This window comes from Pedobacter sp. BG31 (genome assembly GCF_042464845.1).
In the GTDB taxonomy this organism is placed as follows: domain Bacteria; phylum Bacteroidota; class Bacteroidia; order Sphingobacteriales; family Sphingobacteriaceae; genus Pedobacter; species Pedobacter suwonensis.
On the sequence record NZ_JBHNZK010000003.1, the window covers coordinates 362,403 to 376,788 of the forward strand.

The following is a 14,386-nucleotide window of genomic DNA, read 5'->3' on the forward strand; positions in this document are numbered from 1 at the left end:
GAAATGAGAATACCGGGCATTTATAAGGTTTTTATGGTATCCCTGCTGGGATTATTAGCCTCGCAAAATTGTGATGCTAATCCACTATTCGTCATTTCGACTGGAGCGCAGCGGAACGGAGAAATCTTTTCACGGGGCACCAACCATGATAGACAATTATCGGTCGGTGAGACACCAACCGATAGAAAATCCCGAGTAAAAACCAGCTTCAACCACGACTGGAAATTTTTCCTGGGTGATGATCCCGCTGCCAGGAATTCGCTGTATAATGATTCAAAATGGAGAAAACTTACTTTGCCACACGACTGGAGCATTGAAGGCAAATTCGACGAAAAGAACCCTGCTAAACCTGAAGGTGGTGGCTTGCCAACAGGCATCGGCTGGTACAGGAAAACATTTATGGCACCTGCCGGTTTTAAAAACAAATTGATTACCGTTGAGTTTGACGGTATTTACAAAAACAGCGAGGTTTGGGTAAACGGCCACTACCTGGGTAAGCGTCCTTATGGCTACAGCTCTTTTGCTTACGAAATCAGCAGGTTCTTAAAGTCAGGCAATAACATCATTGCTGTGAAGGTCGATAATTCAGCGCAGCCCGATTCCCGCTGGTATTCCGGTTCCGGAATTTACAGAAACGTATGGTTAACTACTACTGCCAAAGTTGCGGTGGCCAAATGGGGTACTTTTGTAACTACGGGTACTGACGGAAAAGTGAGTATAAAAACGCAAATCCAGAACAAAACTTCGAAACAGCAGTCAGCAGTTTTGGTACATTCTATTTATGATACCAGGGATAAACTGATCATAAAAACACAAGCACAAAACATCAAAATAGATACAACAGGATTAATCGTTAACAGCGATAGTCAGCTTAAAAACCCTGTGCTTTGGTCGTTAAAAAAGCCTGCACAGTACAAAGTGGTTACACAAATTTTGCGAAACAATAAGCTTATTGATACTTATGAAACTAAATTCGGATTCAGAACCTTCAATTTCGACTCAGAAAAGGGCTTTTCTTTAAATGGTATACCCACCAAAATACTGGGCGTTTGCCTGCACCACGATCTGGGTGCTTTGGGTGCTGCTGTAAATGTACGCGCTATGGAGCGCCAGCTCGAAATCATGAAAGCCATGGGTGTAAATGCCATCCGTATGGCCCACAATCCACCGGCACCGGAGTTTTTAGATTTATGTGATGAAATGGGTTTTCTCGTAATGGATGAAGCTTTTGACATGTGGGCGAAAAAGAAAAACAAAAACGATTATCACCTCAGTTTCCCCGAATGGCATAAACGCGATCTGGAAGATATGGTTCTCCGCGACCGCAATCACCCTTCCATTATTTTATGGAGCATTGGAAACGAAATCCGCGAGCAGTTCGACAGTACCGGTGTAGCACTAACCAAAGAGTTGGTGGCAACAGTTAAAAACCTCGATCAAAGTCGTCCGGTAATCTCGGCACTAACCGAAACCGATGCTAAGAAAAACTTTATTTACCAGGCCAATGCGCTGGATATCTATGGATTAAACTACAACCATAAACTGTATAAAGATTGGCCTAAAAATTATCCTGGTGTTAAGTTTCTGGCCACCGAAACTACATCAGCATTAGAAACCAGAGGTTTTTACGATACGGCTGATACCATCCGCCGGTGGCCAAGAGATGGAAAAACAAAGTTTACTGAAGGCAACCGCGAATGGTCAGCCTCTGCTTATGATAATGTTTCGGCTTACTGGGGTTCTACGCACGAAGAAACCTGGAAAGCGGCCAAAAAATACGATCATGTTTCAGGTCTTTTTGTCTGGACGGGTTTTGATTATCTCGGTGAGCCATTACCTTATCCATGGCCGGCACGCAGCTCGTATTTTGGAATTGTCGATTTAGCGGGTTTCCCTAAAGATTCATATTACATGTACCAAAGCGAGTGGACCGATAAACCGGTATTGCACATCCTGCCACACTGGAACTGGGAACCGGGCAAATCTGTAGAGGTTTGGGCTTACTACAACCAGGCTGATGAGGTGGAGCTGTACCTCAATGGAAAATCTTTAGGTAAAAAATCAAAACAGAATGATGATTTACACGTGCAATGGAACGTAAATTTCAAACCCGGAACACTTAAAGCCGTATCGCGCAAAAATGGAAAAGAGGTTTTGGTCCGTGAAGTAAAAACTGCCGGCGATCCGGCTAAAATTGAATTAATAGCTGATCGAAAACAGATTAAAGCCGATGGTAAAGATTTATCGTTTATCACTGTACGCATTTTAGATAAGGCCGGGAATGTAGTACCGAATGCGGATAACCTGGTTGACTTTAAAGTGGAAGGCAATGGATTTATAGCCGGTGTAGACAATGGGTTTCAGGCGAGTTTAGAACCTTTTAAAGCCAGTTACCGCAAAGCTTTTCATGGTTTATGCCTCGCTATTTTACAGGCTACAGCCAAATCCGGAAGAATTAAGTTGACAGCTACCTCGGCAGGTTTGTCATCGGCAGTTATAGAAGTTAGAACAAATAAATAAATGCGTTGCAAAGCTGGTTGGTGTGGCACCAAACAGTTGGATAATCTAATGGGTTGGTGGCTCACCAACCGAAACTGAGCATGTAAATAATGGTTCGTGAAGACACGAACCATGACAGAAATTAAATAATAAGAATAAGTGGAGAAGACGATCAATTTAAAAGGAATAACCTGGAACCACAGTCGTGGCATATTGCCCATGGTGGCAACTGCACAAAGGTTTTCAGAATTGTACCCTCAGGTAAATATCACCTGGGAAAAGCGGAGCTTGCAGCAATTTGCCGATTTCTCTATCCAGGAACTGGCAGAGCGTTTCGACTTATTGGTGATCGATCACCCCTGGGCAGGTTTTGCCGCCAAAACCAAGTCCATTGTTCCTTTGGATTCTTACCTCAGTGATGACTATTTGAAAGATCAGGAAGAGCATTCGGTGGGACAATCTTACGAAAGTTATACTTATGATGGTCATTTATGGGCGTTACCTATTGATGCAGCCACACCCGTAGCCGCCAGCCGGCCTGATTTACTGGCTGAAAAAGGCTTTTCCCTGCCTCAATCTTTTGAAGATTTAATGGCATTGGCCAATGCAGGCCTGGTAGCCTTTGCAGGCATCCCGATAGATGTGTTAATGAATTTTTATACGCTTTGCTGCTCTTTGGGCGAAGATCCCTGCCAGAATGATGAGACTGTAATTTCAACTGAAACCGGGGTGAGTGCACTACAAATGTACCGTCAGCTGGCATCAAAAATAGATCCGGCAAATTTCAATAGGAACCCTATTCAGGTATATGAAGCCATGACCCAAACAGATCAGATTGCTTATTGCCCCTTTGCCTACGGCTATGCCAATTATTCGAGAAATGGTTATGCACGAAAAGTGCTGCACTTTCATGATATGATATCGGTGAATGGCAAAACTAATTTAAGAAGCACTTTAGGCGGCACAGGTTTGGCTATTTCAGCAAAATGTACTGAACCAGAAATGGCAGCCAAATATGTTGAGTTTGTGGGTTCTCCAACTTGTCAGGCTACATTATATTTCGAAAGCGGGGGACAGCCCGGGCATTTGGCTGCATGGAAAAATGAAGAGGTGAATCGCCAGAGCCAGCAATATTTTGCCAACACATTACCTGCCTTACAAAGGGCTTTTTTACGTCCCCGCTACCATGGGTCCATGTATTTTCAGGATCATGCCGGTGATGTAGTGCGCGATTATTTAATGGGTGAGGGCGATGAAATGACAGTTTTATCTGCGTTGAACGAGTTATATCAGCAATCTAAAAGTTTAGCAGTATCATGAACAAGCCGTTAGAGGGACTTTTGGTTTTAGAGTTTTGCCAGTTTCTGGCCGGGCCATCCGCTGGTTTAAAACTAGCTGATTTAGGCGCTCGCGTGATTAAAATAGAGCGACCACAAACCGGCGATGCCTGCCGCTCTCTATCCATCAAAAATCTTTTTGTGGATGAAGACAGCTTATTATTTCATACCATTAACCGCAATAAAGAGAGTTACACTGCCGATTTAAAAAATCCGGAAGATTTAGCAAAAATCAAAAAACTGATCGCCAGGGCAGACGTGATGACGCACAATTTCAGGCCGGGTGTGATGGAGAAAATTGGGCTTGATTATAGGCAGGTACAACAAATCAATTCAGAAATTATCTACGGCGTGGTTACGGGTTATGGCAACGAAGGCCCATGGAAAAATAAACCCGGACAGGATTTACTGGTTCAATCTGTTTCGGGTTTAACCTTTCTTTCCGGTGTAGATACCGACGGACCGGTGCCCTTTGGCCTTTCCGTTTCGGATATTATGTGCGGCAACCACCTGGCACAAGGCATTATGGCGGCTTTAATTAAGCGTGCTAAAACCCAAAAAAGCGTACTGGTTGAAGTAAGTCTGCTAGAATCTATTCTGGATGTACAGTTTGAAGTAATTACGACGTATTTAAATGATGGAGGCAAATTGCCAGACAGGAGCGGAGCCAAAGGTAGCGCACATGCTTATTTAAGTGCCCCGTATGGCATGTACCAAACGCAGGATGGCTACATTGCAATGGCCATGGGCAACCTCCCGAATATCTGCGCCATTATCCGCTGCGATATCAGCGACTTGTATGTAGAAGCTGGTTCAGCTTTCGATAACCGCGACAAACTGATTGTACGTCTTTCCGAAACCTTTAAACAGGAGCGTACAGCCAGCTGGGTTAATCGCCTGGAAAGCAATGGCATCTGGTGTGCCGAGGTGCTCAATTACCAAACGGCTACTGCATTAAGTACCTATAAAAACCTGGAAATAGAACAACAGCTTAATTTAGGGAGTGGAAAAACCATTAAAACAACCGTTAGTCCCATCCGGCTTGATAAAAGAAAATTATTTGCGGCTAAAGCTGCGCCAAAATTGGGTTTTGATACGGAAAGTATCAACAGAGAGTTTGAGATAAAATAAATTAATGGATTGTCATCCTGAGCTTGTCGAAGGACTTTTATGAATACTTAAAAACGTTTCGACAGGCTCAACGTGACAGTTATTCTAAATCCTTTATAACAAATGAGGATGGTTCGTGTGGACACGAACCCATGGCAACCAACATAAAGTCGTCATTTCGACTGTAGCGCAGCGGAACGGATAAATCTTTCAAAACAGATCCCTCCACTACCGTCGGGATGAAGAATAAATAAAATAAATTAACATATGCGACCGCTTGAAGATTATTTAGTTATCGATTTTAGCCAGTTTCTTTCCGGCCCCTCGGCGAGTTTGCGTTTAGCCGATATGGGCGCACGTGTAATCAAAATCGAACGTTTGGGCATTGGCGACATCTGCCGTACGCTGTATACCTCAAACCTGATTATGAACGGCGAATCGTCGGTTTTTCATGCGATCAACCGGAACAAGGAAAGTTTTGAGGTTGATTTAAAAAGTGAGGAAGGTTGCGAAATGGTGCGTGGGCTTTTAAAAAAGGCCGATGTCATGATTCATAACTTCAGGCCGGGTGTAATGGAGCGTTTAGGCTTCGATTATCCTACAGTGAGCGCTTTAAATCCCACTATTATATATGGCGAAATATCAGGTTACGGAACAACTGGTGAATGGAAAAATAAACCTGGGCAGGATTTGCTCTTACAATCGGTTACTGGTTTGACATCGCTTACCGGAAATGCAGACAGCGGTCCTGTGGCCATGGGCTTATCCATTGTTGATATGCTGGCCGGTGCACATCTGGCCCAGGGAATTTTAGCCTGCCTGTACCGGAAAGCTGTAAAAAATGAAGGCGGTTTTGTACAGGTGAGCATGATGGAATCGGCTTACGATTTTCAGTTTGAAACCATTACCACCTTCATGAACGACGGTGGTAGTTTGCCAGAGCGATCTAAACAAAACAACGCAAATGCGTATCTAGGTGCACCTTATGGCATTTACCAGACCGAAAATGGTTATCTGGCATTGGCCATGGGGTCAATTCCGCAATTGGGTAATTTACTCGGCTGCGAAAAACTGGAAGATTATGCAGAAGTAAGCGAAGCCTTTGAGAAACGCGATGAAATTAAAGCCATATTAGCCTGTCATTTGCTTACCCAAACCACCGAAAAATGGCTTTCTAAATTAGAACCAGCCGATATTTGGTGTTCGGATGTATTAAACTGGAATGCTTTGATGGCGCACGATGGCTTTAAGGTATTGAACATGATCCAGGAAGTACAAATGCTTGACGGTTACCGTTACGAAACCACCAGATGTCCAATCCGGATTGACGGAGAATTACTAACTTCACCGAAAGGTTCACCCAAACTGGGACAGGACAACGAAAAAATCATCAAAGAATTTATAACTCATACCACTGTAAATGTCTAATCAAGCCGAAACTTTCAGAATAGCTGTACGTAAATTTGGCCCTTTTGAATCTGCCATGCAAAAATTCTGGGACAGCTATTGTGCTTTTTCTGGCTGTACACTCCAGCTGGACATGCAGATTATGGATTTACATGAGCTTTATGAAAGTACCATTACCAATCAGGGCTTAGCTAAAGGCACATTTGATATTGCGCACATCAATACCGACTGGGTGTATGAAGGTTACCTGAACCAGGCATTTGAGGTTTTAAACCCTTATATCAACACCCGTAAACCCGTAGATTTCCCTAATGGCTGGAGCAAATCGCTACTTAAATTACAGCGCTTTGGATGGGAAGTGGTGGGTTTACCTTTTCATGATGGTCCGGAGTGTTTTATCTACCGCAAAGATTTGTTTGAAAGCGAAACTGAGCAGGCCAATTATTTAAAGCAGTTTGGAAAAGCTTTAACCATACCCCAAACCTGGGAGGATTTTCATCAGGCAGCACAGTTTTTTCACCGCCCGGACGAGCATCTATATGGCAGCATCTTTGCCTCCTATCCCGATGGGCACAATACCGTTTTCGATTTTTGCCTGCAATTGTGGACCAGAGGAGGCAGCCTGGTTGATCAAAATGGAAACATTCAAATCAACTGCCAGGCCGCTGTAGATGGTCTTAATTTTTATCGCAAGATCGTAAATGATCAAACTGCAGTTCATCCCAAATCAAAAGATTTTGAATCGGTTGCCGCCGGCCTGGCTTTTGCCAATGGCGAAGCCGCCATGATGATTAACTGGTTTGGTTTTGCCGGCATGTGCGAGGTAGATGCCAATTCGAAGGTAAAAGGTAGGGTAAGTGTCGATTTGTTGCCTGCAGCAGTTGGTAAGGCTTCGGCATCCTTAAATGTATACTGGCTTTACACCATTGCCAAAGGCAGTAAAAATAAAGAAGTGGCTTACGATTTCCTGAAATTTGCCACGAATGCCGCGCAAGATAAGCTATTGACGCTTGAAGGTGGAATTGGTTGCAGGCTTTCTACCTGGAAAGACGCAGAAGTGAACGAAATGATCCCATACTACCATAAATTAGAACAGTTACACGAGGTGTCCAATACGCTGCCACAGCATAAAAACTGGACGCAAATAGCCAAAATTATTGATGAAATGGTGTTAAAAGCCATCAATACCACGGCTGAATCTGCCGGTTTAATTGAGGCAGCCCAAAACCAGATTAACAAATTGAATTAAATGAGTATCGATATCCAATATAGACCAGCTTTGCCCGAAACCAAACAGCCGATTATCATTATTGGTGCCGGCGGAATTGTGGCTGATGCGCACCTGCCTGCTTATAAAATTGCGGGCTTTGAAGTATATGGCATTGTAAACCGGACAAAAGCCAGGGCACAGAAACTGGCCGATGCTTTCGGTATCCCTCATGTTTTTGATAATGTGGCTGAAGCCGTTGCTGCAGCGCCTGAAAATACCGTGTTCGATATTACCATTATGCCCCAGCAGTATATCGAAACCCTAAAGCAATTACCTGATGGTGCAGCGGTTTTAATCCAAAAGCCCATGGGCGATGATTTTAACCAGGCTAAAGAAATTTTAGCTTTATGCCGGGCAAAAAAACTCAAAGCAGCCATTAACTTCCAGCTGCGCTTTGCACCTTTTGTAAGTGCTGCAAAATACCTTATCGATAAAGGTTTGATTGGCGAACTCTACGATATGGAAGTCCGCGTAACCATTAAAACCCCCTGGGAAATTTTCCCGCACGTGATCATCCATCCACGTTTAGAGATTCAGTATCATAGCATCCACTACGTTGATTTGATCCGTTCCTTTTTGGGTAACCCCAATAGTGTGATGGCAAAAACCCTGAAACATCCTGCCAAAAGCTTGTCATCATCACGTTCAACCATTTTACTTGATTATGGCGATACCATGCATGCCGTGATCAATACCAACCACGACCATGATTTTGGTCCGAGGCATCAGGAAAGTTATATAAAATGGGAGGGAACCAACGGCGCTATTGTGGCCAAAATTGGCTTATTGATGGATTATCCGCATGGCGTGCCAGATGTGTTTGAGTATTGTGTGACAGAAGCTGGAAAAACACCGGAATGGCAAACCGTAAAACTGGAAGGTTCCTGGTTTCCGGAAGCCTTTATTGGCACCATGGCCAATCTAATGCGTTATAATGAAGGATCAAGCCCTGTTTTACACACCAGTGTTGAAGATGTGATTGATACGATGGCTGTAGTAGAAAGTGCCTATCAATCCAGTGATACTGGTGGTGTGAAGGTTAAATAAATTAGCGTCATTGCGAAGAAACAATATTGAAAATATCGTCCTCGTTTGTAACGAGGATGAACGGGAACGGCGATTGTATCGCTAAAAATAAATGTGTCGTCTTATAAAAACGCTTTGCAGCGGCAAAACTAAAATGAATAAATTAAGCCGAAAAATTGCTTTGCCTAGAGGAAATAATATCGTCCTCGTTTTTAACGAGGATGAACGGGAACGGCGATTGCATCGCCTAAAAACAAAGCGTTGCCTCGTAAGACGCTTTGCAAAAAACTAAATGAATAAAATTTAGAACACATCGTCCTCGTTTGTAACGAGGATGAAGGGGAACAGCGATTGTATCGCTTATAAAAAAATTAAATTATGTATTTCAAGTCCACATTTTTTGAAGATTACCAGTTACAGGATAAACGTGTGACCTTAGGGCGCACCATCACAGAAAGCGATTTTGTGGTGCATGCCGGCCATACCGGCGATTTTTTTCCGCACCACATGGATGCCGAATGGTGTGCCACACAACCTTTTAAACAACGCATCGCACATGGTACCATGATTTTCAGCATCGGTATCGGCCTTACTGCTTCCGAAATTAACCCCGAGGCCATGAGTAAAGGTTACGATAAACTTCGTTTCGTAAAACCGGTGTTTATTGGCGATACCATTCACTCCGAAGTCACCATTTCTGAAAAAGGAGAAAGCAAAAGGCCAGAATATGGCACCGTAACAGAGCATGTAGAAATCATTAACCAACATGGAGAAGTGGTATTGGTATGCGACCATCTTCTTGTAGTTAAAAAGTTCAGTAGTCATTAGTTCAGTAATCAGGACACTGATATCCACCTGGCAGTGGCAGCTCCAATGAACAAATCACACCAATGACAAATGAACTATTGAACGAATGAACCAATAAACCAAATATCATGAACCACAACACCGCAACCGAAATTGTAACTGAAAACCATTCCTCATCGGGAAAAAAGTACCTATTGCCATTTATACTCGTAGTGAGTCTGTTTTTCCTGTGGGGAATGGCGCACAATCTCGATTCGATCCTGATTCCGCACCTTAAAAAAGCCTGTAACTTAAATAACCGGCAATCTACCTTAATTGATACCGCTGTTTTCTTTGCCTATTTCTTAATGGCCATTCCGGCAGGCGTTATTTTAAAGAAATGGGGTTATAAGGCTACCATGATTTCGGGCCTGCTGGCTTTTGCAATCGGTGCTTTTCTATTTGTTCCGGCAGCCAATAACCTTTCCTACATCACTTTTCTTATTGCACTTTTTATCATTGGTTGTGGCTTAACCATGCTCGAAACTTCGGCCAATCCTTATGCTGCAGTCTTAGGAGATCCGGCAAAAGCCACCAGCAGGTTAAATCTTGCCGCATCATTTAATGGCTTAGCAGCCATGGTAGCGCCCATGATCGGTGGTTTATTTATCCTTTCCGGAAAATCGCATACCAAAGAACAACTCGCGGCCATGAGTGCGGAAAGCCGAAACAGCTATTTTTTGGAAGAAGCAGCTTCAGTTAAAACCCCTTACATTACTTTAGGGATTATTTTACTGATTATCGCAGTTATATTTTATTTCATCCACCTGCCCGAAATTAAAACCAAGAGTATTGATGGCGAGGCCAAAGGTAGTTTCTTTGGTGCATTAAGACATAAACACCTGAGGTGGGCTGTGGTTGCACAGTTTTTTTATGTCGGTGCGCAGGTTTGTGTAACCAGTTTTTTTATCAGAATGGCCCAGCAAGGTGGTGGCTTCGATGAGCAAACCGCGGCATCCTATTTAGCGATTTATGGTTTCTTATTCACTGCCGGGCGTTTTGCAGGTACAGCTATTCTTCAGTTTGTTTCTTCCAATAAACTGCTGGCAATTTATGCTGTTATCTCTGTTTTGTTGTGCCTGGTGGCTATTTTAGGAAAGGGTTCTTACGTGGTGTATGCTTTAGGTGGACTTGGATTCTTTATGTCGATCATGTTTCCGACCATTTTCGCACTGGGTATCGATGGTATTGGTGATGATACCAAACCAGGTTCTTCATGGTTAATTATGTCAATTGTGGGAGGTGCCATTTTACCTTTCGGCATGGGCACCCTGATTGATCTTTACGGTGATCACATCCAGATTGGTTACAGCATCCCGTTGGTTTGCTTTATAGTGGTGCTTTATTTTGCTTTAAGCGGCTATAAAATGGCGCATAAATCATAATTAATCTACTCATTGCTACTATGATCAACTTAAAGTTATTGAACATAAATTTTAAAAATGACACCCAGGTTTAGTAAAACACTGTTATTGATATTGCTGATCAGCTTTTGTGCCTCAAAGCGGGTCCATGCGCAAAATGAAAACGCAAAGCCCTGGGTATTCTGGTACTGGATTAAAGGAGCTGTTTCGAAACCCGGCATAACAGCCGATCTGGAGGCCATGAAAGCCAATGGTATCGGCGGCGCTTATTTAATGAGTATTCAGGGTGCCGATAAAACACCGCTTTATCAGCCGCCAAGCGTACAACTTACCCCCGAATGGTGGCAAATGGTGGAGTTTGCCATGAGCGAAGCCAAACGTTTAAACCTTAAACTGGGTATGCATGTAAGCGATGGTTTTGCATTGGCAGGCGGTCCCTGGATTAAACCCGAACTTTCCATGCAAAAAGTAGTTTGGTCAAAGATAACCACCAGTAATACGAAGAATAAAATACAACTACCTGTACCCGAAAATAAGGAAAATTACTACCGCGATATAGCTGTTTATGCGTATCCATCACCTGTTGGAGAAGGGATCTCTACCCGCACCGTCATCCCTAAAATTACGGCCAGCAATGGCGCAGACGCTACCGGACTGGTTCAACCCGGCAATAAGAAAAACTTTGGCTCAAACGAACCTTGTTACATCCAGTACGAATTTGAAAAGCCTTTCACCTGCCGAACCATAACAATTAAGGTTAGCGGCAATAATTATCAGGCCCAGCGACTGGCCATTGAGGTGAGTAACGATGGGAAAACCTTCCGCTCCATCGGGCGCCTGGAAGCACCACGGCATGGCTGGCAGGACACAGATGAAGCTGTAACACACAGCATTGTACCTGTAACAGCTCAATTCTTCAGGTTTATTTACGATAAGAGAGGCGCTGAACCAGGCGCTGAAGATTTAGATGCCGCCAAATGGAAACCTTCATTAAAACTCGTTAACCTGGAATTATCGGCCGAAGCGCAGCTTAATCAATTTGAAGGCAAAAATGGCTCGGTGTGGCGGATCAGCAAAAGAAGCACAGATGCTCAAATTGCCCCAAACCTTTGCATTCCCTTAAAAAACATCATTAACCTCAGTACTAAACTAAATCCTGACGGTACTTTGAACTGGAAGGCTCCCAAAGGTAAATGGACCATTTTAAGGATCGGGCATACCTCAACAGGGCATACCAACGCTACCGCAGGTGGCGGCATGGGGCTGGAATGCGATAAATTTAATCCCGTAGCAGTTAAACTACAATTCGACAATTGGTACGGAGCAGCTTTAAAACATGCTGGCCCTAAAATGGCAAGAAAAGTACTGAGCGTTTTCCATGTAGATAGCTGGGAGTGTGGCAGCCAGAACTGGTCGCCATTGTTTAAAGCCGATTTTTTAAAACGCCGGGGGTACGATTTAACACCTTATCTGCCCATTTTTACCGGACTTCCGGTAGAAAGCGCAAAAGTATCTGAAGATTTTCTGTATGATATCAGGAAAACCATCGCCGAGCTGGTGGTCGATCAGTTTTATAAAACCCTGGCCAAACTGGCCAGGGAGAAAGGGGTAACCTTTACCGCAGAGAGTGTCGCACCTACCATGATGAGCGACGGTTTATTGCACTATAAAGCAGTAGATGTACCCATGGGCGAGTTTTGGCTGAACAGCCCTACGCACGATAAACCAAACGATATGCTAGATGCCATTTCAGGAGCACACATTTATGGCAAAAACATCGTTCAGGCAGAGGCCTTTACCACCGTACGGATGGATTGGAACGAAAGTCCGGGCAATATGAAAACCCTGCAAGACCTTAATTATGCCCTCGGCATTAATAAACTGAGCTACCACGTTTTTGCGCATAACCCCTGGATGGATAGAAAACCGGGCATGACTTTAGATGGGGTAGGCCTTTACTTTCAGCGCGACCAAACCTGGTGGAAACTGGGTAAAGCCTGGGTTGATTATGCCACACGCACGCAAAATCTGCTGCAACAAGGTAAACCTGTAGTGGATATTGCAGTTTTCACAGGTGAAGAATTTCCCCGCAGGTCGGTATTACCTGATAGGCTGGTCACAACCTTACCCGGACTTTTTGGCAAGGAGGTGGTGGAGGCAGAACAGCAACGTTTAGCCAATGTTGGCGAACCTTTGCGACAAATCCCTGCCGGGGTTACCCATTCGGCTAACATGGCCGATCCCGAAAACTGGGTAAACCCTTTACGCGGCTATGCTTACGATAGTTTTAATCCGGATGTATTGAGCACTGCAACCGTTAAAAACGGAGAAGTTGTTTTTGCAGGCGGTACCAGCTATAAAATTCTGGTATTCCCCGGGGATATGAAAATGAACCCCAATTACCAGTACATAAGCTATGAAACAATTAAAAAGCTTTTGGGGCTGATCAGGGCAGGTGCGAAGGTAATTGTTGGAGATAAACCCTTATACCAAAATGGTATAAAACAGGTTAACGCCATGGAGTTTAATAAAATGGTGGAAGAAATTTGGGATGGCAACTTCGAATCATATAAAAATAATAACCATCCTGTTTATATCAAAAAATTAGGACTGGGACAGATTTTTAAGGCCCCTTTCTATGGTGAAACCTTTGATGTTTTAGGCTTGAAAAGAGACTTAACGGTTAATGAATTCACAAGCAATAAATTAAATGAGGATTACGCACCTGGTATTGCTTACACCCATAGAATTGATGGTAACAAGGAAATTTACTTTGTCTCTAATCAGCAAAATAGAAAAAGGGCATTACGCTTCAATTTAAGAAATGGCAGAAAAGCTGTACAAAGCTATGATGCTGTAAGTGATGTATGGTCTGAACCACATCAGATCAACAATGCATTTGATGGTACTAACATCAGTTTAACCTTATATCCTAACCAATCTGTTTTTCTGGTAATGGACACACCGGAAGTAAGTTCTTTTTCTTCACAAAGTGCCGATAGCGGATTGAAAGCTGTAGAAAACACGCCCTTAGATAAAAAAGCTCTGGATATTTCAGCTAAATGGCAGGTGCAATTTGACCCCGCTTATGGCGGCCCATCCCAACCGGTTCTTTTTAATCAGCTTAGCGATTGGAGCAAAAATCCTGATTCGGCAATCCGCTACTATTCGGGAACTGCACTTTACACCAAAAACTTTACTTACAATGGCGATACCAAAAATGCCTGGATCGATTTAGGCGCTTTCTCGAGCATGGCCGAAGTTAAAATCAACGGCGTGACATGCGGTACCTTGTGGACACCGCCTTACCGTTTAGACATCAGCAAATCCATTAAAAAAGGAGAGAACCAGATCAGCATTGAAATGGTAAATACCTGGGCTAACCGTTTAATTGGTGATAGTAAATTGCCTGAAAACAAAAGAATTACCAAAACAACTGCACCATTCCGTTTGGAAGGCAAGCCATTAAACCCTGCAGGATTATTCGGACCGGTACTGATACAACTTGAAAAGTAATTGAGAATTTG

General features: G+C 43.5%; 9 protein-coding genes. All 9 read left to right on the top strand.

All coding sequences use genetic code 11. The features are described from left to right. Positions 1 to 3 precede the first annotated feature (3 nt). The 9 genes from ACFE6N_RS06605 to ACFE6N_RS06645 all read left to right on the top strand — a co-directional run bounded on the left by ACFE6N_RS06605 (position 4) and on the right by ACFE6N_RS06645 (position 14,375). On the top strand, positions 4 to 2,520 hold the full coding sequence (locus ACFE6N_RS06605) for a sugar-binding domain-containing protein (protein ID WP_378934964.1): 2,517 nt from the start codon (positions 4 to 6) through the stop codon (positions 2,518 to 2,520). 138 nt (positions 2,521 to 2,658) lie between these two features. Beyond that, positions 2,659 to 3,819: an ABC transporter substrate-binding protein gene (locus tag ACFE6N_RS06610; RefSeq protein WP_378934966.1), complete on the top strand. Its 1,161-nt coding sequence runs from the start codon at positions 2,659 to 2,661 to the stop codon at positions 3,817 to 3,819. Then, complete coding sequence (locus tag ACFE6N_RS06615) at positions 3,816 to 4,967, top strand: CaiB/BaiF CoA transferase family protein (RefSeq protein ID WP_378934968.1); 1,152 nt, start codon at positions 3,816 to 3,818, stop codon at positions 4,965 to 4,967. Before ACFE6N_RS06610 ends, ACFE6N_RS06615 begins: the two co-directional genes overlap by 4 nt. A 246-nt stretch (positions 4,968 to 5,213) precedes the next feature. Beyond that, a complete protein-coding gene (locus ACFE6N_RS06620; protein WP_378934970.1) occupies positions 5,214 to 6,374 on the top strand; it encodes a CaiB/BaiF CoA transferase family protein in 1,161 nt (386 codons plus the stop codon). Beyond that, positions 6,367 to 7,602: an extracellular solute-binding protein gene (locus ACFE6N_RS06625; RefSeq protein ID WP_378934972.1), complete on the top strand. Its 1,236-nt coding sequence runs from the start codon at positions 6,367 to 6,369 to the stop codon at positions 7,600 to 7,602. Before ACFE6N_RS06620 ends, ACFE6N_RS06625 begins: the two co-directional genes overlap by 8 nt. Further along, positions 7,603 to 8,670: a Gfo/Idh/MocA family protein gene (locus ACFE6N_RS06630; protein ID WP_378934974.1), complete on the top strand. Its 1,068-nt coding sequence runs from the start codon at positions 7,603 to 7,605 to the stop codon at positions 8,668 to 8,670. A gap of 357 nt (positions 8,671 to 9,027) precedes the next feature. Further along, the gene (locus ACFE6N_RS06635; RefSeq protein ID WP_378934976.1) at positions 9,028 to 9,477 is read left to right on the top strand and encodes a MaoC/PaaZ C-terminal domain-containing protein; all 450 of its coding nucleotides are present in this window, start codon (positions 9,028 to 9,030) and stop codon (positions 9,475 to 9,477) included. Between the two features lie 107 nt (positions 9,478 to 9,584). After that, entirely contained in the window at positions 9,585 to 10,880 is a 1,296-nt protein-coding gene (gene fucP, locus ACFE6N_RS06640) for an L-fucose:H+ symporter permease (RefSeq protein WP_378934978.1), read from the top strand. A gap of 57 nt (positions 10,881 to 10,937) precedes the next feature. Next, entirely contained in the window at positions 10,938 to 14,375 is a 3,438-nt protein-coding gene (locus ACFE6N_RS06645; RefSeq protein WP_378934980.1) for a glycosyl hydrolase, read from the top strand. The last annotated feature ends 11 nt before the right edge of the window (positions 14,376 to 14,386 follow it).